The 16,345-nt window shown below is 55.4% G+C and carries 12 protein-coding genes; 5 read left to right on the top strand and 7 right to left on the bottom strand.

The features are described 5' to 3' along the window. Position 1 precedes the first annotated feature (1 nt). Positions 2-1,702, top strand: a complete 1,701-nt coding sequence (gene ligB / locus ACT3TC_RS15735) for an NAD-dependent DNA ligase LigB (protein ID WP_226913557.1) — start codon at positions 2-4, stop codon at positions 1,700-1,702. Here the strand turns inward: ligB and ACT3TC_RS15730 are convergent. Continuing rightward, positions 1,699-2,634, bottom strand: coding sequence for an AEC family transporter (locus ACT3TC_RS15730; RefSeq protein WP_193054320.1), 936 nt, complete (start codon positions 2,632-2,634; stop codon positions 1,699-1,701). The two genes, ligB and ACT3TC_RS15730, sit on opposite strands and share 4 nt — an antisense overlap. Before the next feature lie 147 nt (positions 2,635-2,781). Between ACT3TC_RS15730 and metF the strand changes: the two genes are divergently transcribed. Further along, the gene (gene metF / locus ACT3TC_RS15725; RefSeq protein ID WP_193054322.1) at positions 2,782-3,624 is read left to right on the top strand and encodes a methylenetetrahydrofolate reductase [NAD(P)H]; all 843 of its coding nucleotides are present in this window, start codon (positions 2,782-2,784) and stop codon (positions 3,622-3,624) included. Between the two features lie 94 nt (positions 3,625-3,718). Here the strand turns inward: metF and ACT3TC_RS15720 are convergent, their stop codons facing one another. The 4 genes from ACT3TC_RS15720 to prlC all read right to left on the bottom strand — a co-directional run bounded on the left by ACT3TC_RS15720 (position 3,719) and on the right by prlC (position 9,878). Beyond that, the gene (locus ACT3TC_RS15720) at positions 3,719-5,929 is read right to left on the bottom strand and encodes a TRAP transporter permease (protein WP_193054324.1); all 2,211 of its coding nucleotides are present in this window, start codon (positions 5,927-5,929) and stop codon (positions 3,719-3,721) included. Positions 5,930-6,027: 98 nt separating this feature from the next. Continuing rightward, a complete protein-coding gene (locus ACT3TC_RS15715; RefSeq protein ID WP_193054326.1) occupies positions 6,028-7,008 on the bottom strand; it encodes a TAXI family TRAP transporter solute-binding subunit in 981 nt (326 codons plus the stop codon). Positions 7,009-7,515: 507 nt separating this feature from the next. Continuing rightward, positions 7,516-7,767 carry a YheV family putative zinc ribbon protein gene (locus ACT3TC_RS15710; RefSeq protein ID WP_192528602.1) on the bottom strand — a complete coding sequence of 84 codons (252 nt, stop codon included), beginning with the start codon at positions 7,765-7,767 and terminating at the stop codon, positions 7,516-7,518. 62 nt (positions 7,768-7,829) lie between these two features. After that, positions 7,830-9,878 (bottom strand): oligopeptidase A, encoded by a 2,049-nt coding sequence (gene prlC, locus ACT3TC_RS15705; RefSeq protein ID WP_444640848.1) that lies wholly within the window; start codon positions 9,876-9,878, stop codon positions 7,830-7,832. A gap of 157 nt (positions 9,879-10,035) precedes the next feature. On the opposite strand from prlC, the gene ACT3TC_RS15700 reads away from it, so the two are divergent. From ACT3TC_RS15700 to ACT3TC_RS15690, 3 genes are all read left to right on the top strand, one after another. Next, positions 10,036-11,376 carry a sodium-dependent transporter gene (locus ACT3TC_RS15700; RefSeq protein ID WP_444640846.1) on the top strand — a complete coding sequence of 447 codons (1,341 nt, stop codon included), beginning with the start codon at positions 10,036-10,038 and terminating at the stop codon, positions 11,374-11,376. Between the two features lie 108 nt (positions 11,377-11,484). After that, the gene (locus tag ACT3TC_RS15695; RefSeq protein ID WP_444640844.1) at positions 11,485-12,033 is read left to right on the top strand and encodes a gamma carbonic anhydrase family protein; all 549 of its coding nucleotides are present in this window, start codon (positions 11,485-11,487) and stop codon (positions 12,031-12,033) included. Between the two features lie 107 nt (positions 12,034-12,140). Beyond that, a complete protein-coding gene (locus ACT3TC_RS15690; protein ID WP_444640842.1) occupies positions 12,141-12,812 on the top strand; it encodes a metal-dependent hydrolase in 672 nt (223 codons plus the stop codon). Here ACT3TC_RS15690 and ACT3TC_RS15685 read toward each other — a convergent pair. Together ACT3TC_RS15685 and ACT3TC_RS15680 are read right to left on the bottom strand one after the other, a co-directional pair. Further along, positions 12,788-14,170 carry a sigma-54-dependent transcriptional regulator gene (locus ACT3TC_RS15685; RefSeq protein ID WP_444640840.1) on the bottom strand — a complete coding sequence of 461 codons (1,383 nt, stop codon included), beginning with the start codon at positions 14,168-14,170 and terminating at the stop codon, positions 12,788-12,790. The two genes, ACT3TC_RS15690 and ACT3TC_RS15685, sit on opposite strands and share 25 nt — an antisense overlap. Continuing rightward, positions 14,163-16,064: a sensor histidine kinase gene (locus ACT3TC_RS15680; RefSeq protein ID WP_444640838.1), complete on the bottom strand. Its 1,902-nt coding sequence runs from the start codon at positions 16,062-16,064 to the stop codon at positions 14,163-14,165. Before ACT3TC_RS15680 ends, ACT3TC_RS15685 begins: the two co-directional genes overlap by 8 nt. Positions 16,065-16,345 lie beyond the last annotated feature (281 nt).

The following is a 16,345-nucleotide window of genomic DNA, read 5'->3' as shown; positions in this document are numbered from 1 at the left end:
TATGCCGACAGCACGCTGGGGAAAAATCATGAGAGGGCTGCTGTTGATGGTGGCGCTTGGCGTGACGAGTAGTACGGCGATGGCGGCTTGCCCCACGTGGCCCAATGAACGGCTTGAGCAGGAGACTCTCGCGCTCGCCGCGCAAGTCGCCCAATGGGACCATGCCTATCATGAAGAGGGCATCTCGCTGATTGATGATGTGCTCTACGACCAGGCCCTTGGCCGCCTTCAGGATTGGCGCGCCTGCCTGAACGACACCACCGCCCACCAGCCGCTTACCCGGGTAACGTCCAGCCGCCGTACGCTTGAACATCCGGCTGCCCAGCAAGGGTTGGATAAAACCGATGAAGCGGGCGTGCGTCGCTTTACCAGCCGCCGTGAAAATTTATGGATACAGCCCAAGGTGGACGGCGTGGCGGTAACGCTGCGCTATCAGGCAGGCGAGCTGGTGGAAGCGGTCAGCCGAGGGGATGGACAGCAGGGGCAGGATTGGACGGCCCGCGCCTTACAATTACCCAGCGTGCCTAATACGCTGCCCGGCACTACTTCAGCCATTGTTCAGGGCGAGCTTTATTGGCTGCTTGATGAACATGTTCAGTCGCGTACGCCTGGTTCCGGGGCCCGTGGGGCCGTGGCGGGGGCTATGGCGCAAGCAAGCCCAACCGAGGACGTGCTGGCGCAGGTCGGGCTGTTTGTATGGGGCTGGCCGGATGGGCCAACCGACATGACTGAGCGGCTGGCGCAACTGAGTGCACTTGGGTTTGATACCGCCCGCTACACGCATTTATTAAGTGATGAATCGGATGCGGCTTACTGGCGGGAGGCGTGGTTTAACGGCGCACTGCCGTTTGCAACCGACGGCGTAGTGATTAAACAGGCAGAGCGCCCGGGTATTCGGCGCTGGTCCACGACCCCGCCTGAATGGGCGATTGCTTGGAAATACCCACTGCAGAAAGCGCTGGCAGAAGTACGTGGCGTGGAGTTTCGCATTGGGCGCACTGGGCGTATCACGCCACTGATCTGGCTCTATCCGGTTGAATTGGAAGGTCGGCGTATCAGTCGCGTATCGCTAGGCTCACTCGGCCGCTGGGAAAACCTCGATATACGCCCCGGCGACCAGGTGGCCATAACCCTGGCCGGGCTTACCATCCCTCAGCTTGAAGAGGTGGTCTGGCAAACCCAGGAGCGCACCGTCGTGGAAGCACCCTCTGAGACTACCTACCATTTGCTGAGCTGTTTTCAGCATAGCCCAGGCTGCACGTCCCAACTGCTGGCGCGGCTCACCTACCTTGGCGAACAGCTGGGTTTTCAAGGCGTGGGCGAAGGCACCTGGCAAGCGTTACTTGAGGCCGGGCTGGTGCCGGATCTGCTGGCCTGGTTATCGCTTGAACCCGATCAGCTGCGCCAAGCGCACGGAATTGGCGAGGCACGTAGCGACTCACTTTATCGGCAGTTTCAGGCGGCCAAGGCTGCTCCCTATGATGCTTGGTTAAAAGGGCTGGGGTTGCCGCCTGCTGGCGCTGCCAGCCTGCCTGATTGGCAAGTGGCGAGCACGTATCCGCCAGGCGACTGGGAAGCCCTGCCGGGCATCGGCCCCGGCAGAGCCCAAGCGCTTGAGGCCTTTTTCTCCCATACCCAAATGCAGGCCATGGCCGAGCAGCTTCGCGCGTTGAATGTAGAGGGGTTTACGACACAACCCTAACCAAGCCCGGTGGCGCGCAGCATGAGCCCCAGATAGAAGGGAATCAGTAGCGGTGCCATCAGCGTGGTTACCAGCACCGCCAGCGCCCCTTTTTGCGGCTGGATACCCAGCTCCATGGCGACCACCACCACGTTAGAAGCCATGGGCACCACGCCTAATAGCAGTATCGCCATGGCCAGTTCTGCAGGCACTGGCATGAGCATCTGTAATAGCATGACCGCGGCAAAGGTAGCCACTGGCCAAACGATATACCGAAGGCCTACGCAGGCGGCGATAAAGCGCGTATCCCAGGCAGCCAGCGTTACCCGGCTAAGCGTCATGCCAATAATCATCATTCCCAGCAGCGTATAGGTCGCGGGAAAAACATCCAGCGAGCTAGCCAGGGCCGTAGGCAGCGTAACATCGAGCGAACTCAGCAGTAGCGCCAGCAAAAACGTGTAGATCAGCGGAAGGCGTGAAATCTTGATCAGACTTTGGCGAATCGAGAAGTGGCCACGGGCACTTAAGTAAAAACCCACGGTAAATTCATACAAATTGATGCCCAGCATGCAGAACAGATAGAGCGTTACGCCTTCTGGAGGCAAGAGAATCAACGCTACCGGCAAACCGAAATAACCGGTGTTGCCTGTCCCGGATGAAAACGCCAGCAGTGCGCCTTCCTGCGGACCAAAGCGGTGTTGCGTCACGCGCTGAACCAGCAGCGCCAGAAGGCTAACCAGCACAAACAGAGAAAGCGTTAAGACCAGGTACTCAGGCGTTGGCCCCCCATTCATCAGCGCGCGAAAAATGGTTAAAGGCGCAATGAGATAAACCAGCAGCGTGGCAATGGGCCTTGGGTCGATTTTTAACCGTTGGGCGGCAATCCAGCCCAAGCCTACAAAGCTTAGCAGCATGAGTAGCGGGCCTATTAACGCGCTGGGTGATAGCTCCATATGCCCTCCTGACGGCATAAAAGGGTGGGTAACATGAGCCGAATTAAAGGCTAAGCGTGGAATCTTTCATTAGCCGCGGCGCAGTAGAACAGCGAGAATACACCAAAATATCACTCTTTATTTTATTGTTCTGTATGAGGAAACCCCATGAGCAGCCAACAGCATCCGCTCGGTATCAGCTTTGAATTCTTCCCGCCCAACACGGATGCTGGGCGCGACAAGCTGATGCTGGTACGCGATGAGCTGGCCACTCGTAATCCGCGGTTTTTCTCTGTGACCTATGGCGCAGGCGGCTCCACCCAAGCGCGTACGCGGGACACCGTACGTACGGTTGGCCAGACCGGTATTACTACCGCACCGCACCTTTCGTGCATTGGCAGTGAAAAAGCCCAGCTGCGTGATTTGCTGTCCCAGTACCGCGAAGAAGGCATTAACAGCCTGGTCGCCCTGCGTGGTGATATGCCTTCCGGGATGGGCAGCATCGGCGAGCTACGCTATGCCAACGAGCTGGTGGAGTTTATTCGCAACGAGACGGGCGATCATTTTAATATTGCTGTGGCGGCCTACCCGGAATCCCACCCTCAGGCAGCTAACCTTGATAAAGATATCGAAAACTTCGCGCGTAAAATGAAGGCGGGCGCCGATATGGCGATTACCCAATACTTCTTCACCGCCGACGCTTACTTCAACTTTGTTGATAAAGTGCGCGCGCTAGGCGTTGAACAGCCGATTATCCCCGGCATTATGCCGATCACCAACTACACCAAGCTGGCGCGGTTTTCGGATAGCTGTGGCGCGGAAATTCCTCGCTGGATGCGCAAGCAGCTGGAAAGCTATGGCGATGACAGCGAAGCCATTGCCAAATTTGGCACCGAGGCAGTAAGCCGTCTTTGCCAGCGCCTGCTGGATGGTGGTGCGCCAGGGCTGCACTTCTATACCCTTAACCAGGCGGCTCCCGTGCTGAAAGTGGTCGATAATCTGGTGGGCTAACTGCGATAGCCTGTTGATTTAAATCGCACCATACAAAACGCCCCGCTCAGTTGAGCGGGGCGTTTTGCCTTACTGGTTTTGTTGGTTAGTGGGCTTAACTCGCTGACGCTTGTACCTTGTCAGCCGTCTTGCCGCCACCAAATTGCTTGCGCTGGATGATGACGAGACCAGCGCCAATTACAAGGCCCACGATATCGGTGTAGATACCACCATAGATCATGCACATGGCACCGACCAACATGATAACCCGCTTAAGCACGTTCACCGGGCCAAAGAACCAAGCCTGCACCATACCCGAAAGCAGAATGATCCCCAGCGTGGCGGTAACGCCCACTCGCAGAATCTGCATAGCAGAGCCTTCCATCAACATGGCCGGGCTGTAGAAGAACATGAACGGTACGATAAAGGCCGCCAGACCAATCTTGAACGATGCCACCGACGTACCCATGGGGTTATCGCCAGAAATACCGGCTGCTGCGTAAGAGGCCAGCGCCACCGGCGGCGTAATGGCCGATACAACCGCAAAGTAGAACACGAAGAAGTGGGCAATAAGCGGCTCAATACCGATATTAATTAGCCCTGGTGCCACGACCGATGCGGCGACGGCGTAGGCCGCCGTGGTCGGCATGCCCATGCCCAGCAAGATACTGATCAGCATGGCAAAGATAAGTGCCAGCAGTTGGCTAACACCTGCCAGTCCCAATAGCAGCGAGGAGAAGCGCGCGCCCACACCGGTGAGCGAAATAACCCCTACGATTAAGCCCGCACAGGCACAGACAGCGATGATCTGGATGGCCATGGTGCCCGCCAGTTGCAGCGCCTTGAGAATGGCGGTCACGCCCATTTTGTTGGGTGAAATCCAACTGACAACGGCGGCCGAGGCGGTGGCCAAGGTGCCTGCCCTAATCACCGAATAGCCCATAAACAGCGCGGCTATCAGGATAATGATGGGGGCAAAGAGGTAGGCTTGTTTGGCCAATTTAGTGAAGCGTGGAATCTCATCTTTACGCATACCACGCATGCCTTTACGCGCCGCTTCAAAATCCACCATAAAGTAGATAGACGCGAAGTAAAGAATTGCCGGGATCAACGCTGCAATGGCGATGTCGGTATAGGGAATGCCCGTGACTTCCGCCATGATAAAGGCGCCTGCCCCCATAATCGGCGGCATGATTTGCCCGCCGGTTGAAGCTGCCGCTTCAATAGCGCCCGCGCTACGTGCGGGGTAACCCACCTTTTTCATTAGCGGAATGGTCAGTGAACCGGTCGATACCACGTTACCCGCGGACGTACCGTTGATCATGCCCATTAGGCCCGAGGCAAAAATAGACACTTTGGCGGGGCCTCCACGGGCACGCCCGGCAGCGGCAAAGGCGAAGTTCACAAAGTAGTCACCTACTTTTGACGCTTGCAGGAAGGCGGCAAAAATAATGAACAGAATAATATACGTCGAGGAGACGGCGATGGTGGGGCCCAAAACACCGGCGTCGGTATAAAGCTGGCTAAAAAAGCGCTGCATTGATAGGCCAGGATACCCCAGGAAGCCGGGCAGGTAAGGGCCGGCAAAGACATATGTCAGGAAGATGAGTGAAATAATGACCAGCGCAAGGCCCGCTACTCGCCGGGTAAGCTCCAGAATAAGCAGGGACCCGGCAATCGCCGCCCAGGAAATCCCGATAGGCGCAAAGGAGGTGCCCGTTGAAGCGCGCAGAGGTGTGTTGTACATGATCAGTAAATAACCGGCGCTGGCCAGGGCACACACCATCAGGACTAAATCGGCCGGGTTAAAAGAGCCGCGTGCCTGGCGGAAAAACCATGAAAGCACAATGGCGGCAACGGTCGTTGCTATTAATGGATAACCGTAGTGCCAGGTTTCAACGATTGGGTCGATGCGCATCGCACCACCGCTCAGGGTTTGTTGCATCAAAAAAACCTGAGCAAGCGTGTAGAGGGCCGGTATCAGCAGCGCGTAGCCTACCCACGTTAGCCAAGCGGGTGATGCGTTCTGGCCATCTTCGGCAAACCGAGCTCCCGCAAACAGGCCGTAGCCCAGAATCAGTGCCCCTGCAATATGCACAATACGAAACGACCAGGTCTCCATGGGATACACGTTGAGTGACACCAAGTGGAAACTTGAGTAGGCAATGGCTAGCCCGGCAAACAGGAAAAACTGCCAACCGGTAAATAGGCGACGGTTGGATTCAACGATGTCTTCATCGACGCCCTCTGCAACAACGGTAGGCGATGAAGCAAGCTGGACATCATCCTTGAGGTCATCAGAGGTTTGGGGGGTTGTGGGACTCATCAGAGTTCACCCTCACAGCAGGAGCAAAAAAAGGAGCAATAGCCAAAGCTGCCCCGCCTGGAAAACCAGGACGGGGCAGCCAGATGATGCGTAAAGTTTTAGTTGATCAGGTCTTCAGAGATTTTGTAGCCGTTCTCTTCGTACCAACGAGCAGCGCCTGGATGGAAGGGTAGAACGCTGTTGTGTACGATATTTTCCGGAATGCTGGTTTCAGCACTGCGGTGAATAGAGCGCATACGGTCGTTGTTTTCCATGGTCACTTTGGTGACTTCGTAGATGAAGTCTTCCGGAAGATCACAGCCCGCAATCGCAAAGTTCCACATGGAAACAGCGCGAGCATCTTCCTCAAGCGTTGAGTAGGTGCTGGCAGGAATAGTGAATTCAGCCACTGGGAAGGTGTCCAGTACGGACGCAAGCTCATCTTCGTTGAACTCGATGATGTTCACATCCGTTTGCACTTCCAACTGACTAACGGCAGGAATCGGGATGCCGGCTGCAAAAGCGATGACGTCCAACAGGCCGTCCTGCAACTGACCGCCTAGGTCAGACCAGCCGCCGTTGCGGCGGTCGAAGTTTACGCCCAACGTTTCCAGCATCGCTGGGAAATAGGTGTCAGACGTTGATGCTGCGGGACCAAAGCCAATACGCGCACCGTCCGGAATGTCCGAAATGGACTCAATGCCTGAGCTTGAAAGCGCGGCAATCGAGAACGGCGTTTCATACATCGGGAACAGTGCACAGACGTTATCCATCACCATGCCGGGTGCCAGCGGGCTTTTGCCGTTAACCGCATCAGAAGCGGGGCCCATGGTGGTTAAGCCAAAGGCCATATCGCCGCTATGAACAAGTGCCAGGTTTTGAGTAGGGCCGCCCGTTACTTCACCGCCGCCAGAAACGCCTAATTCATCAGCAATAAAGTTGGCCCAGCCAGAGCCGTAAACGAAAAACGTGCCGCCTTGGCTTGCGGTACCTACCGTAAAGTTTTCTGGCCAGTCAGCACGCTCAGCATGGGCGCTGGCAGAAGCGAGTAACGCGCCACCTGCGAGCAGGGCGAGAGTTTTAGGCATCATGGTGCGCATGGCATGTTTCCTTAACTGTTCTTGGGATTGTAGGCTGGCAAGCGCAAGCCGCTTTCCAGTGACAATAATATTTAAGCAACCATTTAAGAGCGATTGCCGTGCCATTTATAAGATAGTTAATTAAAAACAAACGCTTGCTTTTAGAGTCTTCAACTTTAGTGGAAGCTCCCTGGCGTCTAACTGTCTGGTAATGCGCACGCGGGATGATAAGTAGTGTGCGGTTTTCCGCTCACTGTTGGGGCGTGCTAAGAAAGTAGAGAAAGTGCAATGAGAAGGTGCTGTGAACCCCTGTTTTGAAGGGCTGGAAGCTGAGAGGTAGAGGTGAAAGGTAAGACAGGAGGGCACAAGGCCCTCCTGGGCTCTGTCTGAAACGTGTCTGCGCTCGACAATACGGCGTTAAAAATTGGCTCAAAATACTCATTTACACATGTAAACTCCGTTTTTTCGCCAATTTTTGCCTTGTCTTGTCTTCGCTCGTCGACTTTTCAGACAGACCCTAGTCATGACTTACGTATTGGGCTTACCAGGGTCAAGAATTCGTACTGGCTGGATATCCTGACTCTGTTGCTCCTCTCGCATCTGATTCACTCGGGTTGTTAGCTCAGGTGAGTCGTTATCTTCAATGGGCAGTTGCTCAAAGAAGTCACAGCTCACGCACTCCCGATAGCGAATACCGTTTTGCTCCCAGGCACGAACACGGTCCATTGCGGCGCAGCGTGGGCAGATAACACCCGCAATAAAGCGTTTAACGGTCGACATGGTGTTCTCCAAACGCACGGTGCCAATGAAATAATAGACACCGTGCTGAGTTCAATAAGCGGTTAGGCCGCGCGAATACCGCTATGGCGCAATAGGGGCTCGACACTTGGCTCGCGACCGCGGAAGGCCACAAATAGCTCTGCGGCATCGCGTGCCCCGCCTTGTTCCAGAATCTGGTGGCGGAAGCGTTGTCCGGTTTCAGCATCAAAAATACCGGCCTCCTCAAAGGCGCTCCAGGCATCCGCAGAGAGCACTTCGGCCCATTTGTAGCTGTAGTACCCCGCCGCATAGCCGCCAGCAAAAATATGCGCAAAGCTGTTTTGGAAGCGATTGAAGGGCGCCGCCGGTACGACTGAAGTGGCGCTGCGTACATCATCCAACAGCGTTTGAATATCGCTGGCGCTGGGCGCACTTAATTCATGGTGTAAACGCAGGTCAAAGATCGAGAATTCGAGCTGACGCACCATGCCCATCGCGGACTGGAAGTTTTTGGCCGCCTGAAGGCGCTCAAGCAGCTCAGCCGGTAAGGCTTCCCCGGTTTCTACGTGCTTGGCCAGCAGGTTAAGCCCTTCACGCTCCCAGCAGTAGTTCTCCATAAACTGGCTGGGCAGTTCCACCGCATCCCAGGCAACGCCGTTGATACCTGAAATGTCGGCGATATGCTGCTTGGTCAGCATATGGTGAAGGCCGTGTCCAAATTCATGGAACAGGGTCGTCACTTCATCGTGGGTAAGCAGGGCAGGCTTGCCACCGATGGGCGCCGTAAAATTACAGGTTAAAAAAGCCACCGGCAACTGAATACCATGCTCAGTTTGACGGCGTACTCGACAGTCGGCCATCCAGGCGCCGCCGCGTTTGCCTTCCCGAGCGTAGAGGTCAAGGTAGAACCCGGCAATGGGCTGGCCATGCTCGCTAATACGGAAATAGCGCACATCACTATGGTAGCTTGGCGCCTCACTATCTTCTTCTACCTGCACGCCATAAAGCCGCTCAACCACTTGAAAGAGACCGTTAATCACGTGTGGTGCAGGAAAATAGGGGCGTAGCTGCTCTTGGGAAATGGCATGGCGCGCTTCACGCAGCTTTTCGCTAACGTAAGCAATATCCCACGGCTCCAGCGCATCAATGCCCAGCTCGTCACGCGCGTAAGCGCTTAGCTCGGCAAACTCCTCTTTCGCTTGAGGGACGGCGCGACGGGCCAAGTCACCCAGAAAATCGAGCACCTGCTCGGGAGAGTCCGCCATCTTGGTGGTCAGTGAAAAGTCAGCATAGGTGTTGAACCCCAGCAGCTTCGCCAGTTCCTGGCGTAGTGCCAGGATCTCTTCCATCAACGGAGCGTTATCAAACGTGCCCGCATCAGGGCCCTGGTCTGAGGCGCGGGTGACAAACGCGGTATACACCTCGCGGCGCAGCTCACGATTTTCAGCGTAGCTAACGACGGGGAAGAAGCTTGGGAAATCCAGCGTAATCCGATAGCCCGAAACGCCCTTGGCTTCGGCGGCCGCTTTCAAGGTATCGAGCGCGCTGGAAGGCAGCCCAGCGAGCTCCTCTTCACTATTGAGGTCCTTGTGCCATGCTTGGGTGGCATCCAGCACATTGTTGGAGTATTGATTGGAGAGCGTTGAAAGGCGCGACTGAATGTCACCGTAGCGCGCTTTTTTATCGGCAGGCAGGTCGACCCCGGCGAGGCGGAAATCGCGCAGTGCATTATTAACGGTGCGCTGCTGTGCGGCATCCAGCGTGCTCCAGTTGTCACTCTCCTTGAGCGCTTGCCAGCCGTGGAAAAGCCCTTCGTGCTGGCCGACCCACGTGCCAAAGGCGGAAAGCTGTTCCAGGCAGGTTTGGTAAGCTTCGCGCAGCTCCGGCGTGTTCATCGTGCTATTTAAGTGTGACACCGGCGACCATGCTTGGGAGAGTCTATCGCTTACCGCTTCCAGCGGAACGGCAAAGTTCTCCCACGTGGGCGGTGTTTTTGCGGCCTGCTGGGCCAGGCGGTCAATCGTTTCACGGTTCTCGCTTAAAAGCGCTTCCACCGCGGGCACCACATGCTCGGCACGCATTTCAGCGAAAGGGGGAAGCTTGTGCGTTTCAAGCAGCGGATTGTGGGTCATAAGCACCTCAGTTGGCAGCGTTAATGAGTGCAAAAACGCGTAATAATAGCTAAACAGTGTGGGCACAGGGGCGCTGTTTCAATGGCAAGGTTTGGTCTCTTGGCAGGCGCCTGCTAGTCTTGCCGCCTTTTAGTGCCCACGATGGCAGGAGTCAATAATGAGCGAGACGCTGGAGCGCTGGGGGTCTAAGCGGGCCTTTATCCTGGCAATATCGGGTGCTGCGGTGGGGCTGGGCAACATCTGGCGCTTCCCTTATGTGGCGGGTGAAAATGGCGGGGCGGCGTTTTTATTAATTTACGTGGCGTTTGTGTTGCTGCTGGGTATCCCCGTCATGATGGCTGAAATTCTCATTGGCCGAGCTGGGCGACGTGGCCCGTTACAGGCATTGGGTACACTGGCTGCTGAAGCTGGGGCCTCCAAGCATTGGCGTTGGCTCGGGCTCTTTGGGGCGTTTACTGTTTTTTGTATTTTGTCCTTCTATTCAGTGGTGTCTGGCTGGTCGATCGAGTTTTTGGTGGCCTCCATCAACGGGCAATTTAACGGGGCTACAGCGGCTGAGATTGGCGCTGGTTTCGATGCATTTTTAGCAAGCCCTGGGCTTTTGATTTTCAATCACTCTCTGTTTTTGTTTATGACCATGACCGTGGTGGCGGCTGGCGTGGCCAAGGGGCTTGAGCGGCTTAACAATCTACTCATGCCGCTGCTGTACGTGCTGCTGTTGCTGTTGGCCGGATACGCTGCCACCACCGAGGGCTTCTCCACGGCGTTGATGTGGCTGTTTTTACCCTCCTTTGAGGCAATAACACCTACCGTAGTGCTGCATGCCATGGGCCATGCATTTTTCACTCTGGCGGTAGGGGCCTGCGCGCTGATGGCGTATGGCGCCTATATGCCGGAAGATCAGAGCTTGCCTAAAGCGGCGTTTGCCGTTGCCGTACTGGATATTAGTGTGGCGTTGCTGGCGGGTATCGCGATTTTTTCGGTGGTGTTTGCCCAAGGGATGGACCCGGCTGAGGGCCCGGGCCTGATGTTTGTAACCTTGCCGATAGCCTTTTCTGAGTTGCCCGGCGGGGCGTTCTGGCTAAGCGTGTTCTTCCTGCTGTTACTGCTCGCTACCTGGACATCGGCCATTAATCTGGCAGAGCCTATGGTCGCGACGCTGCAGGGGCTTGGGCTTCGGCGCAGTATGGCAACGGCGATCATCGCGCTAAGTGTTTGGCTAATGGGATTGTTGTCGGCGTTCTCTTTCTCAACCCTGGCGGAGTTCCAGCCACTCTTTGGACGCAATATCTTTGAATTGGTCAGCAGCATTCCACCAGACATATTTTTGCCCTTGGGTGGCTTGATGATTGCCACGTTTGCTGCCTGGATAATGCCGCAGAAGAGAGTAATGAAAGCGTTAGGCGCCGGGGAAAGTGGCTACCTGCTATGGCGCAATACTGTGCGCTGGGTCTCGATTCCGCTGACGTTTATTGTCTTGCTGGGTGGGCTTTTATAGCGCTATACCGCTTGTGAGAGTGGGGATATCCGCAATCAATAGATCAGTATGTACTTGGAACAGGTACTTGAAATATGTACTTGGAAATAGGCTCTTCAGGAGAGTGCAATGAAAGAGGCAGCGCTAAGAGATTTTAAAGGCCATTCGCCCCGCTTGGGCGAGCGCGTTTATATCGATCCTGCGAGTGTGGTGATTGGTGACGTTGAGCTGGGCAATGACTGTTCGGTATGGCCAATGACGGTGATTCGTGGCGATATGCACCGGATTCGTATTGGCGCACGTACCAGCGTGCAGGATGGCAGTGTGCTGCATATTACTCACGCCAGTGACTTTAACCCAGAGGGCTTTCCACTCACGATTGGCGAAGATGTGACGATTGGCCATAAAGCCATTTTGCATGGCTGTACGCTGGGCAACCGCATTTTGGTCGGTATGGGCGCCATCGTGATGGACGGCGCGGTGGTTGGCGATGAAGTGATCATTGCCGCAGGGGCTGTTGTTACGCCCGGTAAGCACTTGGAGAGTGGCTATGTTTACGCCGGTAATCCTGCCAAGGCGCTACGCCCTTTAAAAGAAAAAGAGCGGGCCTTCTTCCCCTATACCGCAGGTAACTACGTAAAACTTAAGGATCAATTTTTAGCCGAAACCGGTTTATGATTAAGCTCAGCTAACATATTGGCTTGCCGTCCTTTTTTCTGAACTAGCCATGTTGTAATCTTAAAAAATCTGGTAATTTATCCAGTTTTTCAGGATGCCGCGATAACATGGCGAACTTTCGCACGCATATGACGGTAGCGACTGCGGGCGGCATGTTAATGGCGTACGCGGGTTGGCAAGCCCAGTGGTGGCCTTATTCTCAAGCCATATTAGTCGTGGCGTTGGTCGCCTTTGGCGGCATTTTGCCCGATATTGATGCTGACCGATCACGCTCTATCCGTTTGATTTTTAATATTCTTTCCGTGCCATCACTGGTGGTGGGCGTAATGTTGCTGGAGTCATGGCTGACGCCAGGCATGTTGCTGGTAGCTTGCGGCAGTATTTATTTCTCGGTGCGGTATTTGGCGGGAATACTGTTCTCAAAACTGACGGTTCACCGTGGCATTTGGCACTCGCTGATGGCGGCCGGGCTATGTTCGCTATTAACGGCTGCGCTGAGTTTTCATCTGCTTGTTCAGCCTGCGGGGTTAGCGTGGACACACGGTATGGCCGTGCTGCTGGGGTTTATTATTCATCTGGTGCTGGATGAGATGTATAGCGTGGATTTGGAGGGCGCGCGGCTTAAGCGCTCGTTCGGTACTGCGCTCAAACTCGGCGATAGCCGTCGGCCCATTTCCAACCTATTAATGCTGATTGCCACCTTGACGCTGCTTCCCTGGACGCCGCCCTGGTCGGACTTAATGGAGCTGTTTCATCAGGGGTCACTGCTGTGGCGGTAATCATCGGCCTGTAAGCCATGCTTTTTCAGCTTGTCGTAAAACGTTTTACGCGGAATGCCCAGGTGGCGGCAGACATCGGTGACTCGGCCATGGTGACGGGCAAGCGACTGACTAATCAGGCTCTTTTCAAACAGCTCTACCTGACGCGGTAACGTGGGCTCTGGTGTGTCGGTGGCTATCCCTTTCAGCAACATATCCAAGCGGTAATCAAATGCTGCGCCAAGTAGCACGTAGCGCTCAGCAAGGTTGCGTAGTTCACGCACGTTGCCAGGCCAGTCATGGGCCAACAGTGCGGCGATACCGTGGCTATTCAGGGTGGGAGCTTCCAGGCCGCTACGATTGGCGGCAATGACGGCAAAGTGCTGAAACAGAAGCGGGATATCCTCACGCCGTTCGCGCAGCGCGGGTAACGGCAGCGTGACAACATTCAGCCGATAGTAGAGGTCTTCACGGAAGCCCCCCTCTTCAGCGGCAACTTTAAGATCCACCTTGGTGGCGGTAATCACCCGAATGTCGAGCGTGACTGCTTCATTGGCACCGAGCCGTTCGATGCTGCGCTCTTGCAGGACGCGCAGTAGTTTGACCTGAAGAGCCAGTGGCATCGACTCAATCTCATCGAGGAAAACAGTACCGCCGTTAGCGTGCTCAAACTTACCAATTCTGCGTTCAATCGCGCCGGTAAAAGCGCCTTTTTCATGCCCAAACAGCTCAGACTCAATGGTGTTTTCCGGCACGGCACCGCAGTTGATTGCCATAAAGGGGTTGTTGCGTCGAACGCTGCGTTCATGAATGGCCCGGGCCACGAGGTCCTTGCCTGTCCCTGTTTCGCCAAACAGCAGCACATCGGCTTCTACCTGACTAATGCGCTGAATCATCGCAGCCAAGCGAGAAATAACCGCCGTGCGCCCCACCAGGCGCGGGCCAAGGGCAGCCCGCTGTACTTCCAATTCGGCCTTAAGACGATTGTTTTCGAGGCTAAGCTGGCGCTTTTCAATGCCACGGCGCACAACATCGAGTAGCTGGTCGCCAGCAAATGGCTTCTCCAGGAAGTCCCATGCGCCTGCACGCATGGCTTCTACCGCCGTGGAAATATCGCCATGCCCGGTAATCAGAATAATCGGTAGGGTAGGGTCGCGACGATGCAGTTCATGCAGAAGCTCCATCCCTCCCATGCCAGGCATACGGATGTCGCTGACAATCACGCCAGGAAACTCTGCGGGTAGCGCCGCCAAGGCTTGCTCGGCTGACGCAAAGCAGGTGGGCGTGTAGCCGGCAAGCTCCAGGGTTTGGCTGGCGGTAATACGCAGATGAGGCTCATCGTCGATCACCATGACCGGCAGCATCGACGGTTCATGCATGGCTATTGTTCTCTTGTTGAGTCGAGGGTACAGGCGCGTGTATTGGTGGCGCGAAAGGTAGTGAAATAATAAAGCAGGCGCCTGTTGGATCGCGATTGACGGCCTGCAACTTGCCACCCAGGTCATCCATGATACGCGACGAGATGGAAAGCCCCAGCCCCAATCCGCTTCCCGGTGCTTTGGTGGAAAAAAAGGGTTCAAAAATTTGTGTTAGGTGCTGGTCGCCAATGCCGGGGCCGTTATCCATAACGTTAATGGTGACCTGCTTTTCGTTCAGCGCCGCACTCAAGATAAGCCGAGGTTCTGGGGTCTCTTGCATGGCGTGCAGGGCATTGCTAATCAGGTTGACCAGTACTTGCTCCAAGCGTACCAGATCGCCCGTTACCCATAGCGTTTCCTTGGGCCAATGCTGTTCAACGGTAACATGCCCGTCGCGCAGGCGACCCTGGAACAAGCGAAGTGCATATTCGATGCAAGCCTGCACAGAGATGGTTTCCTGCCGCTCACTGCTTTTACGCGAGAATTGACGAAGCTGTGCGCTGATATCGGCCATGCGCTTGGTGAGATCAACGATTTGCTCAAGGTTTGCGTCCGCTTGATCTACTCGGGAAAGCGTTAAAAAGCGCCGGGCATTTTCGCCATAGGCCCGAATGGCTGCCAGCGGCTGGTTCAGTTCGTGATTGATGCCCGCTGCCAATTGGCCAAGGACTGCCAGTTTGGCGGCCTGGATGAGTTCATCCTGAGTTTGACGCAGGTTGGCTTCTGCGCGGCGTCGCTCTTCGATTTCATTGGAAAGGCGCTGGTTGCTGGCCACCAAGTCGTGAGTGCGACGCTCGACGCTGGCTTCCAGCTCATCACGCACCAGGGCAAGGGTGTGCCGTTCGCGTTCAGCAAACGCTTCGCGCTCACGACGCAAGCGCAGGCGCTGCCAGCCAATGCCGCCCCCAAGTACAATCATTCCGTAAAGCCCGCCCGCCATAAGTGCGGCGATCCACTGAGCGCGGACAACGGGTGTTAAGGGCTTGAGAATATGCATGTGCCAGCCAAACTCCACCACGGGGCGTGTCAGGCTTAAATAACGGCTGCTACTAAGCGGGCCCTGAGAAAAACTAACCAGTGCGCTGTCTGGCCCATAAGGTGCATCAATATTAATGCCTGAAGGGGATAGTGGTTCGATGGCGTAGCGGCGTGTGTCACGAAGCGTTTGACGTTGTTCATCACTAAGCGCATAGAGTGCATTCATGCGCAGCTCAGGGCGGCTGGACATAAAGATAATATTGTCATTATCGGTCACCAGTAGCTCAGCATCTTGCTCAGCCCAGCCCTCTTCAACTTCATCCAGTAACACCTTGATGACGATAACACCGGAGGGTTGCGCATCTGGCGAAGTATCATCCAGCCATACCGGCGCCGAGAAGAAGTAGCCCCGCTCCAGTGACTGAACCCCTAGCCCATAAAACCGCCCTTGCCGTCCGGCGATGGCTTCTGTGTAGTAGCTGCGAAACGCATAGTTATGACCTAAAAACGTATTGGGACGATGCCAGTTGCTGGCGGCAATTGTGTTGGCATCGCGGTCGAGCAGGTAAACGTCAGAAACGCCTGCGGTAAAGCGGAAACGATCCAGCAGCAGGTTAAGCGGCATGTCGTTCTGGGTTTCCGGAGAGGCCAAAAAGCGCTGGACACCTTCACGCGTCGCGAGCATTTGGGGTAAATAATCGTAGCGGAGCAGATAGCCATTAAGGTTGGCGACAGAAAGGCGTAGCTCGTTTTCGGCGTCTTCCTGAAGGGTGGAGATAGCTTGCTCGCGCGCCAAGTGGGCGGCTTGCCACATGACGAGTATGAGGCCTAGGGTGATGGCAACAAGCCATATACCTTTCCAGCGGCGATGCTTCATACGCTGCTACTTACCACGGGCGCGGCGTAGCGCATGTGCTGCCCGCTGTCGGCGAGGTGGGGGAATATCATCCGCTAGGCATCCTTTAATAGGTATGACCAATCATAAGGCAGGAGATCGCCGTGCCTCAAGCAAGCCCACTGCGCTACTAATACACATTGATAGCAGTGTTGCTGGAGTCAGGAAGGCCTCCTGAAGAGCGAGCCGTTACCCTGCATTATTACGATATGGCATTATTTTAGACATATTTCACCCAGCCCCTTGCCAAACGCCCGGCGAAC

The sequence above is a fragment of the Halomonas sp. AOP27-A1-41 genome (assembly GCF_052378605.1).
Taxonomy (GTDB): Bacteria; Pseudomonadota; Gammaproteobacteria; order Pseudomonadales; family Halomonadaceae; genus Vreelandella; species Vreelandella citrativorans.
The sequence above is the reverse complement of the archived record's forward strand: the minus strand, read 5'-3'. Positions and strand labels throughout refer to the sequence as shown.

Excerpts from the sequence above, each read along its gene's own strand:
- ligB (WP_226913557.1), top strand. The coding sequence starts at position 2 with ATGCCGACAGCACGCTGGGGAAAAATCATGAGAGGGCTGCTGTTGATG.
- ACT3TC_RS15730 (WP_193054320.1), bottom strand. The coding sequence starts at position 2,634 with ATGGAGCTATCACCCAGCGCGTTAATAGGCCCGCTACTCATGCTGCTA.
- metF (WP_193054322.1), top strand. The coding sequence starts at position 2,782 with ATGAGCAGCCAACAGCATCCGCTCGGTATCAGCTTTGAATTCTTCCCG.
- ACT3TC_RS15720 (WP_193054324.1), bottom strand. The coding sequence starts at position 5,929 with ATGAGTCCCACAACCCCCCAAACCTCTGATGACCTCAAGGATGATGTC.
- ACT3TC_RS15715 (WP_193054326.1), bottom strand. The coding sequence starts at position 7,008 with ATGCGCACCATGATGCCTAAAACTCTCGCCCTGCTCGCAGGTGGCGCG.
- ACT3TC_RS15710 (WP_192528602.1), bottom strand. The coding sequence starts at position 7,767 with ATGTCGACCGTTAAACGCTTTATTGCGGGTGTTATCTGCCCACGCTGC.
- prlC (WP_444640848.1), bottom strand. The coding sequence starts at position 9,878 with ATGACCCACAATCCGCTGCTTGAAACGCACAAGCTTCCCCCTTTCGCT.
- ACT3TC_RS15700 (WP_444640846.1), top strand. The coding sequence starts at position 10,036 with ATGAGCGAGACGCTGGAGCGCTGGGGGTCTAAGCGGGCCTTTATCCTG.
- ACT3TC_RS15695 (WP_444640844.1), top strand. The coding sequence starts at position 11,485 with ATGAAAGAGGCAGCGCTAAGAGATTTTAAAGGCCATTCGCCCCGCTTG.
- ACT3TC_RS15690 (WP_444640842.1), top strand. The coding sequence starts at position 12,141 with ATGGCGAACTTTCGCACGCATATGACGGTAGCGACTGCGGGCGGCATG.
- ACT3TC_RS15685 (WP_444640840.1), bottom strand. The coding sequence starts at position 14,170 with ATGCATGAACCGTCGATGCTGCCGGTCATGGTGATCGACGATGAGCCT.
- ACT3TC_RS15680 (WP_444640838.1), bottom strand. The coding sequence starts at position 16,064 with ATGAAGCATCGCCGCTGGAAAGGTATATGGCTTGTTGCCATCACCCTA.